Here is a 21,738-nt window from a genome sequence, read left to right as displayed (position 1 = left end):
GCTTGCTCCCGCCCCGAGGCGGCGGTTAGAAACAAGCCATGCCAAAACGCCCCGTATCCGCCTGCGCTGCAGGCCTCGCCGCCCTTGTCGCCAGCCTCTCCGCCGCCCCGGCGCTCGCCCTCCAGACCGCGGCGCCGAGCGCACTCGATCTCGCGCTGCACGGCGAGGACCCGGCCTGGTCGATCACCGCCGACCTGACCACCGAAATCGGTCCGCGCCCCGCCGGCACCGAACGCGAGGCCGCGGCGCGGCGCTGGGCGGTCGCGCGGCTGAAGGCGATGGGCTTCGCCAATGTGCGCGAAGAGACCTATGACATGCGGACCTGGGTGCGCGGCGAGGAAAAGGCCTGGCTGACCGCCCCCTTCCTGCCGCAAAGCCTAGCGATCACTGCGCTCGGCAACAGCGGTTCGACCGGCGCCGCCGGTTTCGAGGGGGATGTCGTTTACTTCGCCGGCTTCGACGCGTTGCAGGCGGCGCCCGACGCCGCGGTGAAGGGCAAGATCGTCTTCATCGACAATCAGATGAAGCCGACGCAGGACGGCAGCGGCTATGGCTATTACGGCCGCGGGCGCTTTCAGGGGCCGAATGTCGCGGCGAAGAAGGGCGCGCGCGCGATCGTCATCCGCTCGATCGGCACCGACAACCACCGCAATCCGCATGCCGGCGTCACCAATTTCGACGATGGGGTGAAGCCGATCCCCGCCGGCGCGATCTCGAACCCCGACGCCGACCTGCTCGTCGGCCAGCTCCGGCGCATCGAGGCCGGTGCCGCGGCGCCGGTGCCGCTGCGCATGAAGCTGCTCCTCACGCCGCGCGACCTGGGGCAGCAGAAATCGGGCAACGTCATCGCCGAGGTGCCGGGCAGCGACACGCACGCCAGCCCGGTGATCCTCGCCTGCCACCTCGACAGCTGGGACCTCGCAACCGGCGCGATCGACGACGCGGCGGGATGCGGCATCATCACTGCGGCGGCGCGCCATGTGATGACCGCGGGCCAGCCGCGGCGGACGATCCGCCTGCTGTGGGCGGGGGCCGAGGAAGTCGGCGCCTTCGGCGGCCAGGCCTATTTCGACGCGCACGGCAAGGAGCGTCATGCGGTGGCGCTGGAATCCGACTTCGGCGCCGACCGCATCTGGCGGGTCGATTTCGGCCTGCCCGACAGCGCGAAGCCGCTCGCCGATCGCATCGCCGCTGCGCTCGCGCCGCTGGGGGTGACGCGCGGTCGCGATCGGGCCGGCGGCGGCGCCGACATCGGCGCGCTGGTCGCGGCGGGCGTTCCGGCGATCGACCTGCAGCAGGACGGCACCCGCTATTTCGACTGGCACCACACGCCCGACGACACGCTCGACAAGGTCGATCCGGTCCAGCTTCGCCAGAATGTCGCCGTCTGGACCGCGACCGTCGCGAGTCTCGCCAACAGCAGCGATACCGAGCTGCCGTGATTGTTACGGTAAAGTGAACCTTTTCTGCCGCTTCGCCCCATCTCAATTATTTTTGTTGACGATTGGTACGGAAAGACTAAATCCCGCGGCTCGCGGGAAGGGAAAGTTTCCCCAGCGCGGAAAGGCATTTTAGGGAGCCCACACATCATGAAGAAGTTTGCTGCTATCGCCGTTGCTGCCAGCATGTTCGCCCTCGCCGCTTGCGGTGAGAAGGCCGCTGACGACGCCGCCACCACCGAAGCTCCGGCCGCTGACGCGGTTGCCGAAGACGGCGCTGCCGCGACCGCCGAAGGCGCCGACGCCGCCGCCGCCGGTGCGGAAGCCGCCGCTGCCGGTGCCGACGCTGCTGCCGCTGGCGCCGACGCTGCGACCGCCGCTGCTGCTCCGGCCGCCGACGCTGCTGCTGCTCCGGCCGAAGAGAAGAAGTAAGTCGCAGCCCTTCGGGGCATCGACCGAAAGAAAAGAGGCGGTCTTCCCGATGGGAAGGCCGCCTTTTTCTTTGGGCAAAGCGGGCCGGTCAATGCGGAGCGAGGATTGCGGCGACCAGCGCGAACAGTACGAAGGCCGCCAGTCCCGCCGCGAAGATCAGGCGGCGGCGCCGGGTCCGCAGAATGATCTCGCCGCCGCGCACATCCCGCGCCCGATGCAGGGGTTCGGTCGGATGCGCCATCGTCAGAGCATCGGATAGCCGAGGCCGTAATATTCATAGACGGTACGGCCATAAGCGTGGTTATAGTCGGGCGCTTCCTCGCCACGATAGCGCGGCGCCCCTTCGACCTGATCCTTGGTCAGGTTGACGACATAACCGCCCTTGTCGGTGTCGTAGGTCAGCATCTCCCACGGAATGGGGTAATGATCGCTGCCGAGGCCGAAAAGGCCGCCGAATTCGAGAACGGCATATTCGCTCTTGCCCGAGCGCTTGTCGATCATCACATTCCGGATCGTCCCGAGCCGCTCGTCCTGCGGGTTGTAGACCGTCGTGCCCTCGACCTTGTCGGACGCGATCAGGCGGTCGGTTTCGTTTCTTTCGATTGTGTCGGCCATGGTTCCTTCTCCTTGTTCGGGGGGAGGAAGCGGCGACGCATGGCTGGCGGCACCGCCACCTTTCCAAGCAACGGATGCCGGGCGCCGATGTTCCGCACCCCGTCGCAAGCACGCCACGGCTGCGCGCCGGGATGGCGAAAACAGGAAGGCGTCCAGAAGGACAGGCAACATCGGGAGAGAATTGGTCGGGGAGACAGGATTCGAACCTGCGACATCCTGCTCCCAAAGCAGGCGCGCTACCGGGCTGCGCTACTCCCCGACCGGCCCCGCGCCTTAGCCGCGCCGGGCGCGCGAGTCTATCCCGCCGCGGTCGCGACCAGCCGCGCGTAGAAGTCGATCATCCGCTTGAAGCTGTCGACGCGCATATGTTCGTTGGTGCCGTGGATCATCGCCGATTCCTTCAGCGAGAAATGCATCGGCATGAAGCGGTAGACGTCCTCCGACACCGGCTCCATGCTGCGGCTGTCGGTGCCCGCGACGACGAGGATCGGCGAGAGCACGGCGCCCGGTGCGTCGGCGCGCGCGGCGGCGGCGATCCATTTCCATCCCTGCGAACTGGTCGACGAGACGCGCGACGGTTCGCGCGGCGGCTTGACCCAGCTCAGTTCGACCTTCGCGTCGCCCACCGCAGATTTGGCGCGCGCCATGATATCGGCCGAGCGATTCCACGGCGCGATGCGATAGTTGATCAGCGCGGAGGCGGTCTGCGGCAGGACATTCTCCTTCGGGCTGCCCTCCAGCATCGTCGGGGCGATGGTGGTGTGGAAGGCGGCGGCGGTCGACGGGACGGCCGCGATCTGGCGCTTGAGCAGCGGGCCGAAAAGCCATTGATTGGCCACCGCCATCCGGGTCGTACCGCCCTTTGCCGCAGCCAACGCCTCGAGCATCGACGCGCCCGGACCCCGGACTTCGTAGGGGAATGGATCGTCGCTGATGTCGAGGATCGCCTGGGCAAGCGTCTGGACCCCGGTTTCGGCCGGGGGCATCGAGCTGTGTCCGCCCGGCGCGTTCGCCGTGACCTTGAGCGTCGCATAGCCCTTTTCGGCGATGCCGATCATGATCGCCGGGCCGTTGATGACGGGCGTATCGGTGAGGACGAGGCTGCCCTCGTCGATCGTGAAGATCGCCTTCACCCCGTCGGCCTTGAGCTTCGCAGCCGCGGCGATCGCGCCCGATCCGCCCGCTTCCTCGTCATGCCCCGAAACGAGATAGATGCCGCGCTTTGGCTGGAAGCCCGCGTTCGCCAGTGCTTCGAGCGCCTCGAACAGCCCGATCAGCGAGCCCTTGTCGTCGACCGTCCCGCGACCCCAGACCGCCTGTTCGGCGATCTGGCCCGAAAAGGGCGGGTATTTCCACTCGCCCTCGGTCCCGGGGGTCACCGGCACCACGTCCTGATGCGCCATGACGATGATCGGCGCGAGCGCCGCGTCGCTGCCCGGCCAATGATAGATGAGCGTCCGGTTGGGCAGCACCGTGCGCGTCATCGCGCCATGAACCGCGGGGTAGGTCGCGGCGAGCCACGTATGCAGCCGATCCCATTGCGCGACGTCATTATCGGCCGGGTCCTGATGCGAAATCGTCGGAATCTGCGCCGCGGCGCTCAGATGCGCGACCGCCGCGTCGAGATCGTAGGATGGGACCGCGGCGAGCCGGACGTCGCTGCCGTCGGCGATATCCTTTGGCGCGAAGGTCGCGGTGCGGACCGCCACGGCGCCTGCCACGACGGCGACGACGGCAAGGCCGCCCAGAAAAATCGTGCGGCGTCGCGCCATGATCCCCTCCCCATGCTGTCGAGGCTTCTATGGAGCGCCATGGGTTGCAATTTGCAAGGGAAATGGTGGGCCCGGCAGGACTCGAACCCGCAACCTAGCCGTTATGAGCGGCCAGCTCTAACCATTGAGCTACAGGCCCCCGAGGGGATCAGCGCGCGATAGCGGAGCCGCCGCGCGCTTGGCAAGCAGCATCGCTCATCGCGCGCATCGCGCCAATATGTCGGCGGTGCCGGCCGCGCGCACGCCGCGGCGGTCGAGATGCGCGAGGACGACGTCCCACCAGCGATAGAAATCCGCCAGATCGCGTTCGGTGCGGACATAAGGCGTGTTGCCCGGCTGGAGCGACGGCGAATGGAAGGAAAAGGTCAGGATGGGCAGGCGTCGCGCGATCGCGACGTCGATCGCCCGGCACGCGCGGTCGGCGGGAATCCCCTCGGGCGTCAGGGCGATCCGCTCGACGAGGCCGAGCCGGGCCAGCCCCGCCCCGGCACGACGCCCCACGCGGGCGGCGCCGCGATAGAGCGCCGGTCCCGCACGGCCCAGCAGCCCAGCGAACACCGTCGTCACCGGCACCTCGACGAGCGGACCTGCCGGCGTCTCCAGCCGCCAGGGGTGGAGCGGCGCCTTGCGATAATCGGGGCCCTGCCCCGCCCGATAGTCGAAGGCGGATCGCACCGACGTGTCGCACCGGAAGCCCAGTTCGGCCAGCATGGTCGCGGTTTCGCCCCCCAGACCGTAGCGCCCGGCGCGATAGACCGTCGGCGCGGTGCCGAAGCGATCGCCGATCGCGTCGCGCAGCGCCGTCATCTTGGCGCGCTGGAGCGCGAGCGGCAGATTGCCGGTGTAGCTGTTGCGCTCGTTCACCTCTTCGTCGTGCGGCGGCGTCACCCATGGGTGAAGCTGGGCGCCGATGTCGCAGTGCCCCGCGGCCTGCGCCGGGCCGAGAATCGCGAGCGCGCGGTCGTCGGCGACGATCGGCCAGTCGACCAGATAGATGGGACAGACGCCGGCGCGCTCGAAATAGCGCTGACAATCGGCGAGCGCCGGCACCGAGTCGAGTCGGTAACCGGTTCGCGCGAAGGGCGCGCCCCAGTCGAAATCCTCCTCGGTATCTATCGTGACCCAGAAGACGGGATGGTCGCCTTCCGCCAGGTCGATGCGATCCTTTGCGGCCGGATAGGCCAGCAAATCCGCCGTCCGCTGCAAACGCCCCTCTCCCCCTTCAACGCGCGTCGATCGAAGGCCCGATCACTCTCCCCCCGGAGCGGCGCGATCGGCTTCGTGCAACGGGTTGGCCGACGGCAGGTGCAAGGTCAAGGCATTGTCTCCGATCTCGAGACGTCCGCCCGCGCCGTGTGCGAGACTGTCGACCAGCCGCAGCGAGAAGCCGAGGCTGAGGATCGCCGCGCCCGGCGCCTCGCCTTCGGGGCTGAAGCCGGGATCGAGAAGCTCGGCCGCGGAGGCGAACCGGATCGCGGCGGGGCGCACGACACGCAACTGCACCATGTCGCCCGGCGCCGCTTCCGCAACGAGCTGACCGACGAGCGCGGCCCCCGGGCCCGATATGTCGACCAGCGCGGTCAGCAACCGCCCGATCATCCGGCGCGCATTCGCATCGACGGCGCGCGCGGCGAACGAGCGCCCGACGCGCGACAGGCTGAGTTCGACCCGCTGCTGCGCGAGCAACGCGGCCAGATCGCTTTCGACCTGAACCAGAATGCTGTTGAGGTCGGCGATGTCGCCCGGTGCGGGCAGTGCCGGTGCCTGCCCTGCGCGCGCCGCGGCTTCGAGATCGTCGATGATCGCCTGCACCGCTGCGGAGTCGGCGACGATCTGGTCGGCCATCGCGCGATAGGACTGGCTGACCGGGCCGAACATCTGCCCCGAGATGATCTGAGCAAAGCCCGAGATCGCATTGAGCGGGCTGCGCAATTCGTGGATGAGCTGACGGATCGAGTCGCCCGCGCCGTCCGATTCCGGCGCGCCGTAGGGCGTCTCGTTGCGGTGTGGGCGGCGGGCGGTGCCGCGATAGCCGCGGAACTGGCCGGTCGCCGGATCGAACCAGGGCAAGGCCGAAAAGCGCCACTCGCCAGCCTCTTCGGGCGTCCCTTCCAGCATCATGCGCGCATTGACGATCTCGGCACGCTGGCGAAAGGCCCCGGCGGCGAGGCCATCGGTCCCGGGTTCGCCGCCAAAGGCCGCCTCGGCGATCGAAAGCCCGACCACCGCGCCGCGCGTGACTCCGTCGACCCAATGGATCAGCCCGTCGGGGCCGGTCTCGAACAGGAAGCGCGTGCGCGGAGGCTTCGGCGCCGCCTGATGACGCGCCGCCTGAAAACGGTCGATCCGGCGCACCAGTTCGCTGATCTGGCTGGGCGCGACGCTGACGACAGGTTCTTCGTGGAGTTCGGGCTGCGATTCGGACGACGGCGCATTCTCAGGTACCGTTTCGGGCATTGCGGCGATGGACTCGGCGACGGCCCCCTCGGGCCGCGGCAGGGCCATCGATGCGCTGCCGAGCGCGGCGAGCGCCCGCCGCGCCGCCTGCGGCAGGTCGGTGCGCCCTGCCAGGATCGACCGCGCGGTCGCGTCGGTCGCCGGCAACAGCGCCAGCCAGTCGGCTTCGGTCAGCCGCGCACCGCGCAGCATCGCGGCAGACACGGCGGGAACGTCGTGCGCATAGAGCGCGACGAGGGGCGCGAAGCGGCCATGGCACGCGATCGCCTTCGCGCAGTCGCGGCGAATCTTTTCCGGCACCTGCGGCCGCAGCACCGCGAGCGCGTGGAGCGCGCGGCGCACATCGGATTCGGGGAGTTGATTGCCGCGCTGCGCGAGAATATCGGAGAGTTGACGCCAGGCCGCGATGCCGGCCCGACGGCTCGACGGCGCCTGACGCAATATGGTCGCGATCATCGAGTCAGCCGTCACGTCGAACCCGCCCCACACTCATTTCGTTGGTTAGCATTTTCTTAGCGGCTAGCGTGAATCCACCGGCCATGAAAGAGGCTTGGAACCCCACGTCGCATTGTGGGACAATTGCATTCGGCTGAAATAATATTATGGTCGCCGCAAGCTTGGAAAGCGGAAGTTACAAGATGGCGATCCAGAAGTTCGATCAAATCGATCTGCAGATTCTCGGTGAACTGCAGAAAAATGGGCGGATGACGAATGTCGAGTTGGCGCAGATGGTGGGGCTCACGGCCCCGCCCTGCCTGCGCCGCGTCCGTGCGCTCGAGGAAGCGGGGGTCATCCGATCCTACCATGCCGACCTCGATCCCGCGAAGCTCGGCTATGGCATCACCGTCTTTGCGATGGTCAGCCTGCGCAGTCAGGCCGAGGCCGATTTGAAGGCGTTCGAGGATTATGTCGGCCAGCTCGCCGAGGTCCGCGAATGCTATATGCTCAACGGTGAGATCGACTTCCTGCTCAAGGTCGTCGCACGCGACCTTCAGAGCTTCCAGTCGTTCCTCACCGCGCACCTGACCTCGGCGCCGAACGTGACGAGCGTCAAGACGTCGCTGACGATTCGCACCGCGAAGCAGCTGGCGGGCATTCCCGTCGACTCCTGATCGCGGGACGGATCGACTCGGACATGAAAAAGGGCGCCAGCCGCGAGGTGGCGCCCTTCTTCGTTCGTTCGCGAACCGTGCGGCTCAGTCGCCGGTGGCGGGAGCCGCGGCCGGGGCCGCGCCGTTGCCCAGCTTGATCAGCCACAGGTTGGCGAGCGGCTTGCGCGAGCCGGCAACCTGCGCGAAGCTTGCCTGCGCGCCCGCCGTGTCGCCCGACAGGGCCTGCGCGACGCCCAGGCGATAGGTCCACAGATCCTTGTCGCCGCCGTTGAGCGCCGCCTTGTAGAGCGGGATCGCCTCGGCATAGCGGCCGTAGCCGACCATCGCATCGCCGGTGGCGCCAGCCACCTTCGGGTTGGACAGCGTCGACGGCTTCTGCGCATAGGCCGCGAGGGTCGTTTCCTCGTCGCCGATCCGGTCCTTCTGGGCCTTGAAAGCCTCGTCGAAATTGGCGTCGGGGGTCGGGATCACCTTGCTCGCCCGGCCCTCCTTGATCAGCGAGACGACCTCGCCCGGAAGCGCCGCTTCGGTCGCCAGCGCCGTATATTCGAGATATTCGGCACGCTGAAGCATCGCCTTGCTGGCGCGCATCAGGCGCAGCGTGTCGAGCGTCACATCCTTGGTCATGCCCGGCTGCTGCAACAGCACGAACAGCGTCTGCCGCCACACCTCGGGTGCGCTATAGTCGCGGAGGCGGAGCGCCAGCATCTCGTTGGCCTCGGCGTCGCGCTTCGCGGCCTGGAGCGCCTTGATCGGCCGCACATAAAGCTCGTCCGATGGCTGCTGTCCGGCGGCACGGGCGGCCTCGATCGTCGCCTTGGCGGTCGCGACGCCCTGATCGACCTGTCCGGCGTTCAGATAGCTGTCCATCAGCAGCAGGCCGAGCTGCGGCTCGGTCGAACCCGCGGCGCGGGCAGCCTCGAGCCGCTGGACGGCCTTCGGATAATCCTTTGCGCCATAGGCGAAGTTGCCGGCGAAGAAATTATAGGCGGCGAGGCTCTCGGGCGGGGTGATGCCCGAATCGAGCATCGCGTCGAGCCCCTGCCGCTGGAGCGACTGGTCCTTGTTCAGGATGCCGAGCTGCAATTGATAATAGGCCAGCCAATAGCGGTCCTCGTTTGTCGATGCGGTGCCCTGCCCCTCGGTCAGCGCCGCCTGCAGCGCGGCGGCATCCTTGGCGGCGGCGGCGTCCATCATCTTCTTGACCGAGGGCGTGAAGCCCTTGCTCGCGGAAATGCTGGTTCCCTTCGTCTCCTTCTTCGGCTTTTCCTTGGCCGCGGCAGGAAGGGGGGCGGTCGTCATCAGCGCGCAGCCCAGGACAGCGGCGATCGCCGTTGCGGGCATCGAGCGGAAACGGTTGAACATCAAGATCTCTCCTCTGAATCGGCGGCATGGCCGACAGCCCCGGGCATAACGGGGGCGGGCCGCGGTTCGATAACGCGGCTAAACCCCCTGCGTTGCCAAGGCAAGACGCCAGCATCGATATTTGCAGTGGAGGACGGCGGCTGAACGGGGTTTGAACCCGGTCCACCGATCAGCCGATGCCGTCGATCGCGCCGTGGATACGCCGCAGCACGGCGGGGTCGCCGGGCACGCCGGCCATCGCCTCTTCGGCGAGTTCGATCAGCGGAACGATGCCGAAGGTCGCCGCCAGCCCCTTGAGCCGCAACGCGGCGACGTGCCAGTTGGCGTCGCAGCGGGCGCGGCGCATCAGATCGGCAAGGTCGCGCGCGCTGCCGGTGAAGGCCTGGCGCAGATCCATCATCATCGCCGCGTCGTCGCCGACCGCGGCCATCAGGTACCGATCGAGGGGGCCGCTATCGAACGACATTCCACAGCCCTGTCATGCCATGGTTAAGTTTCCGTTTCATGGTCGCCATTTGCTGCTAAGATGGGAGGATGGCAGGGGAAAAGAAGATCGTAGGCTTGTGGCGGGATTCCACGGAAAATCCGGCAGGCGGCGCCGAAACGCCGGCCGCGCCGGACGCCGCCGCCGCGCCCGATGCGGCGACGCCGCAGGACGAAATGCCGGCCGAGCGCGACTGGCTCGACCGGTCGGCGCTGATCGACAGCGAGACGATGGACGAAACCCCTGATCACGAGTCTAGCACGCGCAGGCGCGACCGCTTCGTCCCCGCGCTGCTGTGGGCGACGGGCCTCGGCTGGACGATCTTCGCTGCGGCCGCCGCGACCGATGGTTTCGCGCGCGCGCCGGCCTTTGCCGAATGGCCCGCACTGATCGCCACCGTCGCGATGCCGCTGGCGCTGCTCGGCATCTTGTGGATGGCCTGGCTTCGCTCGGGACGCTCCGAACAGGCGCGCTTCGCGCATGTCGCGGCCGCTCTGCGCGAGGAAAACCGGGCGCTCAACGATTCGATGCAGGCGCTGGCCCGGCATCTTGCCGACGCCCAGCAACAGCTTTCGGATCAGGCGCGCACCGTGCAGCAGCTTGGGCTCGATACCGTCGCGCGGCTGCACGAAAGCAGCGACCGGTTGGCGAGCAACGCCTCGGTGATCGCCAATGCGCACGACCAGCTTGCCCGCTCGGGCGATGTCGCGATGCAGCGTATGGACGGATTGCTCGCAGGCCTGCCGCGAATCGATGATGTGGCGCAGCGGCTCGCGGTGAATTTCCGCGAAGCCGGCCTCGTCGCGCATCAGCAGGGCGCCAACCTCGAAGCGCGGCTTGCCGCGCTGAGCGAGGAAAGCGCCCATGCGGCAGAGGTCGGCGAAGCGGCCGCCGCCAGCCTCCACGAAACGATCGGCGCCTTGCAGGCACAAACGAAGGAGACCGAGGCGAAGCTGTTGTCGGCGTCGGTGCAGGTCACCGAGGCGCAGGACGCTGCCCTGGCCCGGATGACCGATGGAAGCGCGGCGGCGCAGACGGCGCTGGAGGCGGCGGTCGGCGCGATGGGCGCGCGGATGGCCGAGACGTGGGACGGGTTCCGCGACAGGCTCGCCGCTGCCGGACAGCAGATGGACGAGCGCCTTTCTGCGGCCCGCGATGCCGGCGACGCGATGGGCGCGCAGTTCACCGCGCATGGCGAGGCCAGCGAGGCGCTGGCCGCGCGCGTCAAGGCGCATGTGACCGAGATCGGTCAGCAGCTCGAGGTGCTCGATATCAGCGTCTCGGCCAGCACGGGCGTGATCGGCCGCGCGATCGACGACACGAAGGGGCAGCTTGCGACCTTCATGGCCACGGTCGAAAGCGGCAACGGATCGGCGCACCAGCTTATCGCGCATGCCGAATCGCTGCTGCTCGCGCTCGACGCCGTCACGCGCGAACTCGACGAGACGCTGCCGCACGCCCTCGACCGCCTGGGGTCGCACGGCAAGACGACGCAGGCGACGCTGGCGCAGATGCGCCCGATGCTCGAAGCGTCCGAAATGGTGGCGCAGTCGACGCTGTCGCACGTCAACGCCGTCCAGTCGGCGCTCGCGACCACCGAGGAGCGGATGGCGGGCCAAGCCGAAAGCCAGGAAGCGCTCGCCGGGCGGATCAACGCCGCGCTGACGGAAGCCGACGATGCGCTCGCGCGGCTGCGCGCCGGCGCCGACGCGTTCGCCGAACAGGGTGGCGCCCGGATGACCGCAACGCTCGACGAGGTACGGACCACCGCCGAAGCCGCGGCCGCCGATGCGCGCCGGACGCTCGACGCGCTCGTCGCCGGCGCCCGCGAAACGATGGCGGCGACCGCGACGGGGGCGATCGACGCCGCGTTCAAGACCGAGGTGATGCAACAGCTCTCCGCGATCGAGGAGGCTTCGGCCCGCGCGGTATCGGCGGCGAACGGCGCCGCCGACCGGCTGATGCGGCAGCTCATCACGATCATGGACACCAGCGCCAGCGTCGAGCAGCGCGCCGTCGAGGCCGAACAGGCGATTGCCGCCTCCGACCGCGATTCGCTCGCCAAGCAGGTCGGTGTGCTGACCGAGGCGCTGAAATCGACCGCGATCGACGTCACCAAGATCCTGTCGACCGAGGTCAGCGACACGGCCTGGGACGCCTATCTGAAGGGCGACCGCGGCGTCTTCGCCCGGCGCGCGGTCAAGCTGGTCGAGAATAGCGAAGCGAAGGAAATCCTGCGCCTCTACCAGAATGACGACGGGTTCCACGCAGCGGTGAACCAGTTCATCCACGATTTCGAGGCGATGCTCCGCCTGCTGCTCGGCGCGCGCGACGGATCGGCAATCAGCGTCACCTTGCTCTCGTCCGACATCGGCAAGCTTTATGTCGCGCTCGCGCAGGCGATCGACCGGCTGCGGGGCTGAACTCGCGTCGTTTGGGTCTCGAAGAGAGCATGTGCTCCCGCATAGGCAGGAGCCCAGAGCGGCTATAGCATCGAGCCTTGAATCTGACCCATCGTCCCGTTCGTGTCGAGCGAAGTCGAGACACCCATCTGTGTGGCGCAAGGCCGATGAGTGTCTCGACTTCGCTCGGCACGAACGGATAAGGGGCTTTGCCGCTCTGGGTCCCCGCCTTCGCGGGGGCACGGCATATTCACTTTATTTATTGAAAAGCAATCTGCCGATCTCGGGAGATTTTCGTGAGCGGCGCGTCAGGCGCGGCCTGCGATCACGTCGGGATCGACCCAGCCCTGCTTGTACGCGATGTAGAAGGCGAGAAAGATGGCGGCGCTCAGCATCGTCATCTGGGCCAGCACGCGCAGCGGCCGGAAATGCGCCGGCGCACCCGGTTCCTGCCCCCTGACCAGCGGCACGGCGTCGTCATCGGCCCGCCGCCCGTGAAACGGCAGCACGAAGAAAGCGCTGAAGATCCACAGCAGAAAATAGATGGCGAGGGCCGAGGTCCACTTCATCGCGTCGTCTTCCCCATCACAGATCGACGACCAGCACGTCGACGATCGGCTTCTTGCCGGTCCAGTCGGTCGCGACACGGCGCACGGCGAGGCGGATCGCTTCCCTGAGCGCATCCGGGCTCCGTGCCGGACCGGTCGCGGCCTGCTCGGCCGCGTCGTTCATTTCGTCGAGGAAGGCGTCGCGCTCGTCCTCGACCGGCACGCCGCGATAGTGGATGCGGCTGTCGGCGAAGCGGCCGCCGTTGAACACGACCGCGACCGAAATCTGACCGTTGATCGCCAGCTTGCGCCGTTCGTTGATCGTCTCGCCATCGGCCGGCAGGATCACGTCGCCGTCGAGGATCAGCCGCCCCGCGCGCACGCGCTCGACGATCCGCGCCGGCCCCGGCGCGAGCCGCACGAGGTCGCCATTTTCCTGCACCAGCGCATCGGGGACGCCGCGTTCGCGCGCGAAACGCGCCTGTTCGTGCATATGGCGGATTTCGCCGTGCACCGGCACGATCAGTTTCGGCCGCAGCCAGCCATAAAGCGCCGCGAGTTCGGGCTGGCCGGGGTGGCCGCTGACATGGATATGTGCCTGTTTCTCGGTGACGGTCAGCACATCCTTTGCCGCGAGCTGGTTCATGATCCGCCCGATGGCGATCTCGTTGCCCGGAATCTGCTTCGAGGAGAAGACGACCGTGTCGCCCGCTTCGAGCTTGATCTGATGACCGTCACCCGCCATGCGCGCGAGCGCTGCGCGCGGCTCGCCCTGCCCGCCGGTCGCGATCACCATCAGCTTGTCGCGCGGCAGCCGCATCGCCTCGTCGAAATCGACGGTCGGCGGGAAATCCTTGAGATAGCCGACCGCCCGGGCGACGCCGAGGATGCGGTCGAGCGAGCGCCCTGCGACGCACAGGCTACGCCCCGTCGCCCGCGCGACATCGCCCAGCGTCTTGAGCCGCGCGGCGTTGGACGCGAAGGTCGTGACGACGACGCGGCCGCGCGCCGAACCCACCGCTTCGAGCAGGCCGTCGTGCAACGCCCCTTCGCTTCCCGACGCCTGCGCATTGAAGACGTTGGTCGAATCGCAGACGAGCACGTCGACGCCCTCGTCGCCGACCGCGGTCAGCGCGGCGGCGCTCGACGGCGTGCCAAGCACCGGATCGTCGTCGAGCTTCCAGTCGCCGGTGTGAAAGATGCGGCCGTAGGGCGTGTCGATCACCGCCGCGCTCATCTCGAGGATCGAATGCGCGAGGGGCATCAGGCGGATGCCGAAGGGGCCGAGTCGGAATTGCGCGTCGAGATCGACGGTGCGGATCTCGACCTCCTTCTCCAGCCCCTCCTCGGCCAGCTTGTGCGCGATCAGTCCGGCGGTGAAGCGATTGGCGTAGAGCGGCACGCCAAGGTCGGCGGCGAGATAGGGAAGCGCGCCGATATGATCCTCGTGCCCATGCGTCAGCACGATGCCGAGCAGGTCGGCCTTGCGATCCTCGATGAATTCGAGGTCGGGCATGACGATGTCGATGCCCGGATAATCGTGCGACCCGAAGGTCACGCCGAGGTCGAGCATGATCCACTTGCCGTCGCAGCCATAAAGGTTGGCGTTCATGCCGATCTCGCCCGACCCGCCGAGCGCGACGAAGAGCAGTTCCTTGCCGGGGGTCGTCATGCGTCCTGTCCTCGCTGGTGATAGAGGTGCATCAGGCCGTTCAGCGTCAGGTCGGGCTCGATATGGTCGAACAGATGCGCGTGCTGTTCGAACAGCGGCGCGAGTCCGCCGGTCGCGATGACGGTCATCGGCGCGCCGACCTCCGCCTTCATGCGCGCGATCAGGCCTTCGATCATCGCGACATAGCCCCAATAGACGCCGATCAGCATCTGGCTTTCGGTCGTGCGGCCGATGACACTGGCGCTGGCCGGCGCCTCGATCGCGATGCGCGGCAGCTTGGCCGCCGCGGCGACCAGCGCCTCCAGCGACAGGTTGACGCCGGGCGCGATGATTCCGCCCATATAGGCGCCCTCCGGCCCGATATGGTCGAAGGTGGTCGCGGTACCGAAGCTGACGACCAGCTTGTCCCGCCCCGGTGCGATGGCCTGCGCCGCGATGGCGTTGCAGGCGCGGTCGGCCCCGACCGATTGCGGCTCGTCGACCCTGAGCGCAATGCCCCAGCTCACCGGATCGCGCCCGGCGATCAGCGCTTCGACCCCGAAATATTTCTGCGCGAGCAGGCGCAGATTGTGAAGCGCGCGCGGCACGACGGTCGAGATGATGACCGCGTCGATGGCGCGCCGGTCGTGCCCCTCGATGCGCAGCAACTGGTCGAGCCAGACCATATATTCGTCGGCGGTGCGGCGGTCGTCGGTCGCGATCCGCCAGCGCGCGAGCGGCTGCCCCGCCGCGCCGTCGTACAGCGCGAACTTGGCGTTGGTGTTGCCGACGTCGATTGCGAGCAGCATCGCTTACTCCCCTTCCCTGACCGGGCGGCGAAGCTCGACATCGCCCGCGTGGATCAGCATGACCGTCCCGTCCGCGCCGCGCAAGCGCAGCGCCCCGTCGGGCGCGAGGCCGTCGAACGTCCCGTCGATGCCCTGTTCCGACACATGGAGCGGCGTTCCGACCGGATGGCCGAGCGGCAGCCAGGCGCGTACGATGCTGGCGACGCCTTCCTGTCGCCACGCCCACAGCGCGTCCATCAGCGCCACCGCCAGCGCATCGGCAAAACGGTCGCGGTCGATGGCGACGCCGCGGCTTGCAAAGGAAAAGGTCGGGCGATCCGGCAGATCGGGCGCGACGGCCAGATTGACGCCGATGCCGATCACCACGGTATCGCCCGCCCTTTCGAGCAGGATTCCCGAACATTTCGCGCCGTCGACGAGCAGGTCGTTCGGCCATTTGACCTGGATCGGAACCTGCGGCGCAAAGGCCGCGAGGGCCCGCGCCAGCGCGACCGCGGCGACCAGCGCCAGCGTCGAGGCCGGCGGGTCGGCGGCGGTCAGCCGCACAACGGTCGAGCCCATGAAATTGCCGAGCCCGTCGCCCCACGGACGGCCGAGCCGCCCGTGTCCGGCGGTCTGGCGATCGGCGACCAGCCAATGGCCTTCGCCGACATGCTCGCCGCCTGCCAGCCGCGCCAGCAGGTCGGCATTGGTCGAACCTGTCTGCGCGATCCGCTCGATCGGCGGGATCAGAACAGCACCGATGCGGCGCCCGCCGCGGCCACCGCCAGCATCGGGATGAACAGATAGCCGATCACCGACAGCCACAGCGCGCTGACGCCGATCACCGCGCCCTCGATCCGCGATCCGTCGTTGCGGATCACCGCATCAGCCTCGTCGTCGAAGAACATCGTCTTGACGATCGCGATGTAATAGAAAGCGCCGATCACCGACACGACGACCCCGGCCACCGCCAGCGGGACGAGCCCGGCGTTCACCGCGGCCTCGAACACCAGATACTTCGGCCAGAAGCCGAACAGCGGCGGGATCGCGGCGAGGCTGAACAGGAACACCGCCATCGCCGCGGCGAGCCCCGGCTGGCGCTTCGACAGGCCGGCGTAGGCGGGAATGCTTTCCACCATGCGCCCATCGGCGTCGCGAAGCTGCATCACGAACAGGAACGCGCCGATCGTGGTGACGACATAGACAAGCAGATAGGTCAGCACCGCCTCGACCCCCTGCTGCGTCCCGGCGGCAAGGCCGATCAGCATGAAGCCGACGTTGTTGATCGACGAATAGGCAAGCAGGCGCTTGATATTCTTCTGCCCGATCGCGCCGACCGCGCCGAGGATGATCGAAGCGAGCGACAGGAAGATGATGATCTGCTGCCACGCGGCGAGCGCCGGGCCGGCCGATCCCATCGCGTCGATCACGACGCGCACGAGCAGCGCCATCGCCGCCACCTTGGGCGCGCTGGCGAACAGCGTCGTCACCGGGGTCGGCGCGCCTTCATAGACGTCGGGCGTCCACATGTGGAACGGCACGGCGCTGATCTTGAACGCGAGCCCCGCGATCACGAAGACGATGCCGAACAGCAGCCCGATGTTGATCCCGCCGCCCATCGCGCGCGCGATGCCGGCGAAATCGGTGGTGCCCGAAAAGCCGTAGAGCAGCGAGATGCCGAACAGCAGGAAGCCCGACGCCAGCGCGCCGAGGACGAAATATTTGAGCCCCGCCTCGCTCGACCGGTCGTCGCCGCGCATGAAGCTGGCGAGCACATAAGAGCCGAGGCTGTTGAGTTCGAGCCCGATATAGAGCGTCATCAGGTCGCGCGACGCGGCCATGATCCCCATGCCGAGCGTCGCGAAGACGATCAGCGCCGAATATTCGGCGCGCATACCCTCGCCGAAATAGCGCGGCGCGATCGCGATGCAGACGAAGCTCGCGGCATAGATGATCAGCTTGGCGAAACCGCCGAAATCGTCGACCGCGAGGGTCCCCGAAAAGACCGAGGCCTGGGTGCCGAACAGCGCCACCACCGCAGCCGCGCCGGCGGCCAGCGTCAGCAGCGACGCAAGCTGGTAGAGCCCGACCCGGCGGTCGCCGCCGAACGTGCCGAGCAGCAGCGTGACCAGCCCGCCGATCGTCAGGATCAGCTCGGGCCAGATGAGAGCGAGATCGGCGGTCATTGCACGCCTCCCGCATGGTGCGCATCGGCCGGTGCGGCGGCTTTCGGCCTAGCGGCGGCAAGCTGCGCATCGCCCGCGGGCTTGGTCGGGGCCAGCCGCGCGACCACCGTCGTCACGTCGCCACGCATTGGCGCAAGGAAGCTTTCGGGATAGACGCCCATCCACAGCGTCACCGCGGCCAGCGGCACGAAGATCGCCCATTCGCGCGGATTGAGGTCGGGCATCGCCTTCACATCGTCCTTGGTCAGTTCGCCGAACACGACGCGGCGGTAGAGGTAAAGCATATAGGCGGCGCCGAGGATGATGCCCGTGGTGCACGCCAGCGCGGCCCAGCTCGACGCCTCGTAGAGGCCGGCAAGGCTCAGGAATTCGCCGACGAAGCCGCTGGTGCCCGGCAGGCCGATCGACGCCATGGTGAACAGCAGGAAGAACAGCGCATAGGCCGGCATGTTCACCGCAAGCCCGCCGTAGCGGTCGATCTCGCGCGTGTGCAGCCGGTCATAGATGACGCCGACGCAGAAGAAGAGCGCGGCCGACACGACGCCGTGGCTGAGCATGACGATCAGCGCGCCCTCGATCCCCTGCTGGTTGAAGGCGTAAAGGCCAGCGGTGACGATCGCCATGTGCGCGACCGACGAATAGGCGATCAGCTTCTTCATGTCGCTCTGCACCAGCGCGACGAGGCTGGTGTAGATCACCGCGACCATCGACAGCCCGAAGATCAGCCACATGAACTGCGCCGAGGCGTCGGGGAACATCGGCATCATGAAGCGCAGGAAGCCATAGCTGCCCATCTTCAGCAGCACGCCCGCCAGGATCATCGACCCCGCCGTCGGCGCCTGGACGTGCGCGTCGGGCAACCAGGTGTGAACCGGCCACATCGGCATCTTGACCGCCATGCTGGCGAAGAAGGCGAGCCACAGCCAGGTCTGCATCTCCGGCGGGAAGTCGTAGTTGAGCAGTACCGGGATTTCGGTCGTCCCTGCCTCGCGGATCATCGCGATCATCGCGAGCAGCATCAGCACCGACCCGAGCAGCGTGTAGAGGAAGAATTTGTAAGCCGCGTAGCGGCGGTTCGCTCCGCCCCAGATGCCGATGATCAGATACATCGGGATCAGCACGCCTTCGAAGAAGATGTAGAAAAGCAGCAGGTCCTGCGCCACGAAGACGCCGATCATGATCACTTCCATGATCAGGAACATCGCCATGTAGAGCCCGACGCGCTCCTTGACCGATTCCCAGCTCGCGAGGATGCACAGCGGCATCAGGAAGGCGCTGAGCACGACCAGCATCATCGCGACGCCATCGACGCCGAGCGCCCACTGGAAGCGGCCGAACAGGTCGGCGCGTTCGACGAACTGCCACTGCGCGCCGCCGATGTCGAACTGCGTCCACATCAGCACCGCGAGCGCGAAGTCGAGCAGCGTCGCCGCGAGCGCGACCTGGCGCGCGGGCCGCGCCTCCAGGAACAGGCAGAGGATGGCGGCGACCATGGGGATCGCCAGCATCAGCGACAGGATGGGAAGCCCGCTCACAGGAAATTCACCATGGCCCAGCTGGCGAGGCCGACAAGACCGAGCAGCATCACGAACGCATATCCATAAACATAACCCGATTGCAGCCGGACCGCGAGCCGCGTGCCCCCCTCGACGAGCGCCGCGGCGCCATCAGGACCGAAGCGGTCGATGGTGCCCTCATCCCCCCGCTTCCAGAAGAAGCGGCCGATCGCGAAGGCGGGCTTCACGAACAGGATGTCGTAAAGCTCGTCGAAATACCATTTGTTGTACAGGAAGCGGTGCAGCAGCTTGAACTGCGCCACGAACTTCGCCGGCAGGCTGGTGTCGCGGATATAGCTGTTCCACGCGAGGAACAGGCCGATCGCCATCACCGTGAACGGCATCCACTTGACCCACAGCGGCACCTCGTGCGCGGCGTGCATCAGATGTTCATCGAAGAACAGGCTGCCCTTCCAGAAAGCCGCGCCTTCCTCCGGATAGATGAACTGGTGGTGGAAAAGGATGCCGGCGAACACCGCGCCGAGCGACAGTACCACCAGCGGGATCAGCATCGACAGCGGGCTTTCGTGCGGATGATAACCCGCGGTGCCGTCGCCGTGCGCTTCATGATGATGCGCGTGATCGTCGAGGCCGTGGCCATGATCGTCGTGCACCGCGTGCTGGATATGCTCGCTCTGCTCCCAGCGCGGCTTGCCGTGAAAGGTCAGGAAGACGAGCCGCCACGAATAGAAGCTGGTGAGCAGCGCAGCGAAGATACCGACCCAGAAGGCGACGACGCCGCCGCCGCCCGACGCGAAGGCCGCCTCGAGGATGCCGTCCTTCGAATAGAAGCCGGCGAATCCCGCGACGCCCGCGATACCGACGCCGGTGATCGCCAGCGTCCCCGCCATCATCGCCCAATAGGTGAGCGGGATATGCTTACGGAGCGCGCCGTAATAGCGCATGTCCTGTTCGTGGTGCATCGCGTGGATGACGCTGCCTGCGCCCAGGAACAGCAGCGCCTTGAAGAAGGCGTGCGTGAACAGGTGGAACATCGCCGCGCCATAGGCACCGACGCCCGCCGCGAAGAACATGTAGCCGAGCTGCGAACAGGTCGAATAGGCAATGACGCGCTTGATGTCCCATTGCGTCGTGCCGACCGTCGCGGCGAACAGGCAGGTCGCGGCGCCGACGAAGGTCACCACGCCGAGCGCAACCGGCGCCGCCTCGAACATCGGCGACAGGCGGCAGACCATGAACACACCCGCGGTGACCATCGTCGCGGCGTGGATCAGCGCCGACACCGGGGTCGGGCCCTCCATCGCGTCAGGAAGCCAGGTATGCACCCCAAGCTGCGCCGACTTGCCCATCGCGCCGATGAACAGCAGCAGGCAGAGCACAGTCATCGTGTCGAGCCGCATGCCGAGGAAACCGATCGTCGTGCCCGCCATCCCCGGCGCGGCGTCGAGGATCGCGGGGATAGACACCGTACCGAATACCAGGAAGGTGCCGAAGATACCGAGCATGAAGCCGAGGTCGCCGACGCGGTTGACAACGAACGCCTTGATCGCCGCGGCGTTGGCGCTCGGCTTCTTGTACCAGAAACCGATCAGCAGATAGGAGGCGAGACCGACGCCTTCCCAGCCGAAGAACATCTGGACGAGGTTGTTCGCGGTCACCAGCATCAGCATCGCGAAGGTGAACAGCGACAGATAGGCGAAGAAGCGCGGCTGGTCCGGGTCCTCGGCCATATAGCCCCAGCTGTAGAGGTGGACGAGCGCCGACACCGTCGTCACCACCACCAGCATCACCGCGGTCAGCGTGTCGACGCGCAATTCCCAGTTGAACTGGAGCGCGCCCGACTGGACCCAGTGCAGCACCGGCGTCACGCTCGCCTCGCCCGTTCCCGCGACGAAGGAGAGGAAGATCGGCCAGCTGAGCGCGCAGCTCGTAAACAGCGCGCCCGTCGTGATGATTTTCGACGGCACATTGCCGATCACGCGCTGGCCCAGCCCTGCGACGAGAGCCGCGAGCAGCGGCAGGAAAACGATAGCCTGGATCACCGGCTTACCCCTTCATCCGGTTGGCATCGTCGACGGCGATGGTGCCGCGGCCGCGGAAATAGATGACGATGATCGCGAGCCCGATCGCCGCTTCGCCCGCGGCGACGGTCAGCACGAACATCGCGAAGACCTGCCCGACCAGATCGCCGAGCGCGGCGCTGAACGCGACGAGATTGATGTTCACCGCGAGCAGGATCAGTTCGATCGCCATCAGGATGACGATGATGTTCTTGCGGTTGATGAAGATGCCGAGCACGCCGAGCGTGAACAGCACCGCCGAAACGGCAAGATAGTGGCCGACCGAAATCACAGTTCCATCCCCTGCCCGACGCCCGGATCGACCAACCGGGTCGCCTCCCACGGGCGACGGCGGTTCTGCGCGGCGATATTCTGGTTGCGCGTGCCGCCGCGCCGGCGATGCGTCAGCGCGATCGCGCCGACCATCGCGACGAGCAGGATCAGGCCCGCCGCCTCGAACAGGAAGATGTAGCGCGTGTAGAGCAGTTCGCCGATCTGCTGGATGTTGCTGGTGTCGGCCGCGATCGGCGCGGCGCGATTGGCGAGGTCGATCCCGCCCGCGCTCCATGCCCCGACGGCAAAGACCAGTTCGGCCGCGAGGATGATCGCGACGAGCGCGCCCAGCGGCAGATAGCGCACGAAACCGGCGCGCAGTTCGGCGAAATCGATGTCGAGCATCATCACGACGAACAGGAACAGCACCGCGACCGCGCCGACATAGACGATGACGAGCAGCATCGCGATGAACTCGGCCCCCGCGAGCAGCATCAACCCTGCCGCGTTGAAGAAGGCGAGGATCAGCCACATGACACTGTGGACCGGGTTGCGTGCGAGGATCACCATCGCGGCCGCCGCGATGGTGACGGTTGCGAAGAGGTAGAAGGCGATGAGCTGAATCATGTCCGCG

20 protein-coding genes and 2 tRNA genes are annotated in these 21,738 nt (G+C 67.3%); 4 read left to right on the top strand and 18 right to left on the bottom strand.

Translation table 11 applies throughout. The features are described 5' to 3' along the window. Window positions 1–38 precede the first annotated feature (38 nt). Both SGRAN_RS11045 and SGRAN_RS21720 read left to right on the top strand, forming a co-directional pair. On the top strand, window positions 39–1,442 hold the full coding sequence (locus SGRAN_RS11045; RefSeq protein ID WP_067183597.1) for a M28 family peptidase: 1,404 nt from the start codon (window positions 39–41) through the stop codon (window positions 1,440–1,442). Between the two features lie 147 nt (window positions 1,443–1,589). Beyond that, window positions 1,590–1,871, top strand: coding sequence for a hypothetical protein (locus tag SGRAN_RS21720; protein WP_076075329.1), 282 nt, complete (start codon window positions 1,590–1,592; stop codon window positions 1,869–1,871). An 88-nt stretch (window positions 1,872–1,959) separates the two neighbouring features. Here the strand turns inward: SGRAN_RS21720 and SGRAN_RS22215 are convergent, their stop codons facing one another. The 7 genes from SGRAN_RS22215 to SGRAN_RS11010 form a co-directional block, all read right to left on the bottom strand. Next, on the bottom strand, window positions 1,960–2,112 hold the full coding sequence (locus tag SGRAN_RS22215) for a peptide ABC transporter permease (protein WP_172709640.1): 153 nt from the start codon (window positions 2,110–2,112) through the stop codon (window positions 1,960–1,962). Window positions 2,113–2,114: 2 nt separating this feature from the next. After that, window positions 2,115–2,486, bottom strand: a complete 372-nt coding sequence (locus tag SGRAN_RS11035) for a PRC-barrel domain-containing protein (protein WP_067183592.1) — start codon at window positions 2,484–2,486, stop codon at window positions 2,115–2,117. Between the two features lie 182 nt (window positions 2,487–2,668). After that, a tRNA-Pro gene (locus SGRAN_RS11030) sits at window positions 2,669–2,745 on the bottom strand. 37 nt (window positions 2,746–2,782) lie between these two features. Next, window positions 2,783–4,258, bottom strand: coding sequence for a M20 family peptidase (locus SGRAN_RS11025; protein WP_067183589.1), 1,476 nt, complete (start codon window positions 4,256–4,258; stop codon window positions 2,783–2,785). Window positions 4,259–4,321: 63 nt separating this feature from the next. Continuing rightward, window positions 4,322–4,397, bottom strand: a tRNA-Ile gene (locus SGRAN_RS11020). A gap of 56 nt (window positions 4,398–4,453) precedes the next feature. Next, window positions 4,454–5,446, bottom strand: coding sequence for a polysaccharide deacetylase family protein (locus SGRAN_RS11015; RefSeq protein WP_237233487.1), 993 nt, complete (start codon window positions 5,444–5,446; stop codon window positions 4,454–4,456). 60 nt (window positions 5,447–5,506) lie between these two features. Continuing rightward, entirely contained in the window at window positions 5,507–7,186 is a 1,680-nt protein-coding gene (locus SGRAN_RS11010; RefSeq protein WP_237233486.1) for a histidine kinase dimerization/phospho-acceptor domain-containing protein, read from the bottom strand. A gap of 167 nt (window positions 7,187–7,353) precedes the next feature. Between SGRAN_RS11010 and SGRAN_RS11005 the strand changes: the two genes are divergently transcribed. Beyond that, window positions 7,354–7,827, top strand: coding sequence for an Lrp/AsnC family transcriptional regulator (locus SGRAN_RS11005; RefSeq protein ID WP_067106621.1), 474 nt, complete (start codon window positions 7,354–7,356; stop codon window positions 7,825–7,827). An 84-nt stretch (window positions 7,828–7,911) separates the two neighbouring features. On the opposite strand, the gene SGRAN_RS11000 is transcribed toward SGRAN_RS11005, so the two are convergent. Together SGRAN_RS11000 and SGRAN_RS10995 are read right to left on the bottom strand one after the other, a co-directional pair. Next, window positions 7,912–9,192: a hypothetical protein gene (locus SGRAN_RS11000; RefSeq protein ID WP_067183579.1), complete on the bottom strand. Its 1,281-nt coding sequence runs from the start codon at window positions 9,190–9,192 to the stop codon at window positions 7,912–7,914. A gap of 169 nt (window positions 9,193–9,361) precedes the next feature. Next, window positions 9,362–9,658, bottom strand: coding sequence for a hypothetical protein (locus SGRAN_RS10995; protein ID WP_067106623.1), 297 nt, complete (start codon window positions 9,656–9,658; stop codon window positions 9,362–9,364). Window positions 9,659–9,726: 68 nt separating this feature from the next. Between SGRAN_RS10995 and SGRAN_RS10990 the strand changes: the two genes are divergently transcribed. Further along, window positions 9,727–12,099 carry a hypothetical protein gene (locus tag SGRAN_RS10990; RefSeq protein ID WP_067183576.1) on the top strand — a complete coding sequence of 791 codons (2,373 nt, stop codon included), beginning with the start codon at window positions 9,727–9,729 and terminating at the stop codon, window positions 12,097–12,099. Window positions 12,100–12,386: 287 nt separating this feature from the next. On the opposite strand, the gene SGRAN_RS10985 is transcribed toward SGRAN_RS10990, so the two are convergent. Genes SGRAN_RS10985 through SGRAN_RS10945 form a run of 9 tightly spaced genes read right to left on the bottom strand, consistent with a single transcriptional unit; the run spans window position 12,387 to window position 21,731 of the window. After that, window positions 12,387–12,647, bottom strand: coding sequence for a DUF1467 family protein (locus SGRAN_RS10985; protein ID WP_067106626.1), 261 nt, complete (start codon window positions 12,645–12,647; stop codon window positions 12,387–12,389). A gap of 16 nt (window positions 12,648–12,663) precedes the next feature. After that, the gene (locus SGRAN_RS10980; RefSeq protein WP_067183574.1) at window positions 12,664–14,298 is read right to left on the bottom strand and encodes a ribonuclease J; all 1,635 of its coding nucleotides are present in this window, start codon (window positions 14,296–14,298) and stop codon (window positions 12,664–12,666) included. Continuing rightward, a complete protein-coding gene (locus tag SGRAN_RS10975; RefSeq protein WP_067183571.1) occupies window positions 14,295–15,086 on the bottom strand; it encodes a type III pantothenate kinase in 792 nt (263 codons plus the stop codon). The genes SGRAN_RS10980 and SGRAN_RS10975 overlap by 4 nt, the downstream gene beginning before the upstream one ends. A 3-nt stretch (window positions 15,087–15,089) precedes the next feature. Further along, on the bottom strand, window positions 15,090–15,893 hold the full coding sequence (locus SGRAN_RS10970; protein WP_082737203.1) for a biotin--[acetyl-CoA-carboxylase] ligase: 804 nt from the start codon (window positions 15,891–15,893) through the stop codon (window positions 15,090–15,092). Beyond that, window positions 15,815–17,254 carry an NADH-quinone oxidoreductase subunit NuoN gene (gene nuoN, locus SGRAN_RS10965; RefSeq protein WP_067183568.1) on the bottom strand — a complete coding sequence of 480 codons (1,440 nt, stop codon included), beginning with the start codon at window positions 17,252–17,254 and terminating at the stop codon, window positions 15,815–15,817. Before nuoN ends, SGRAN_RS10970 begins: the two co-directional genes overlap by 79 nt. Continuing rightward, entirely contained in the window at window positions 17,251–18,789 is a 1,539-nt protein-coding gene (locus tag SGRAN_RS10960) for an NADH-quinone oxidoreductase subunit M (RefSeq protein ID WP_067183565.1), read from the bottom strand. Before SGRAN_RS10960 ends, nuoN begins: the two co-directional genes overlap by 4 nt. After that, on the bottom strand, window positions 18,786–20,813 hold the full coding sequence (gene nuoL / locus SGRAN_RS10955) for an NADH-quinone oxidoreductase subunit L (RefSeq protein ID WP_067183563.1): 2,028 nt from the start codon (window positions 20,811–20,813) through the stop codon (window positions 18,786–18,788). Before nuoL ends, SGRAN_RS10960 begins: the two co-directional genes overlap by 4 nt. 4 nt (window positions 20,814–20,817) lie before the next feature. After that, window positions 20,818–21,123 carry an NADH-quinone oxidoreductase subunit NuoK gene (nuoK, locus tag SGRAN_RS10950; protein ID WP_067106636.1) on the bottom strand — a complete coding sequence of 102 codons (306 nt, stop codon included), beginning with the start codon at window positions 21,121–21,123 and terminating at the stop codon, window positions 20,818–20,820. Continuing rightward, the gene (locus SGRAN_RS10945; protein ID WP_067183560.1) at window positions 21,120–21,731 is read right to left on the bottom strand and encodes an NADH-quinone oxidoreductase subunit J; all 612 of its coding nucleotides are present in this window, start codon (window positions 21,729–21,731) and stop codon (window positions 21,120–21,122) included. Before SGRAN_RS10945 ends, nuoK begins: the two co-directional genes overlap by 4 nt. Window positions 21,732–21,738: the final 7 nt, after the last annotated feature.

The sequence above is a fragment of the Sphingopyxis granuli genome (assembly GCF_001559015.1).
GTDB lineage: Bacteria > Pseudomonadota > Alphaproteobacteria > Sphingomonadales > Sphingomonadaceae > Sphingopyxis > Sphingopyxis granuli.
This window is presented reverse-complemented; position numbering and strand designations above follow the sequence as displayed.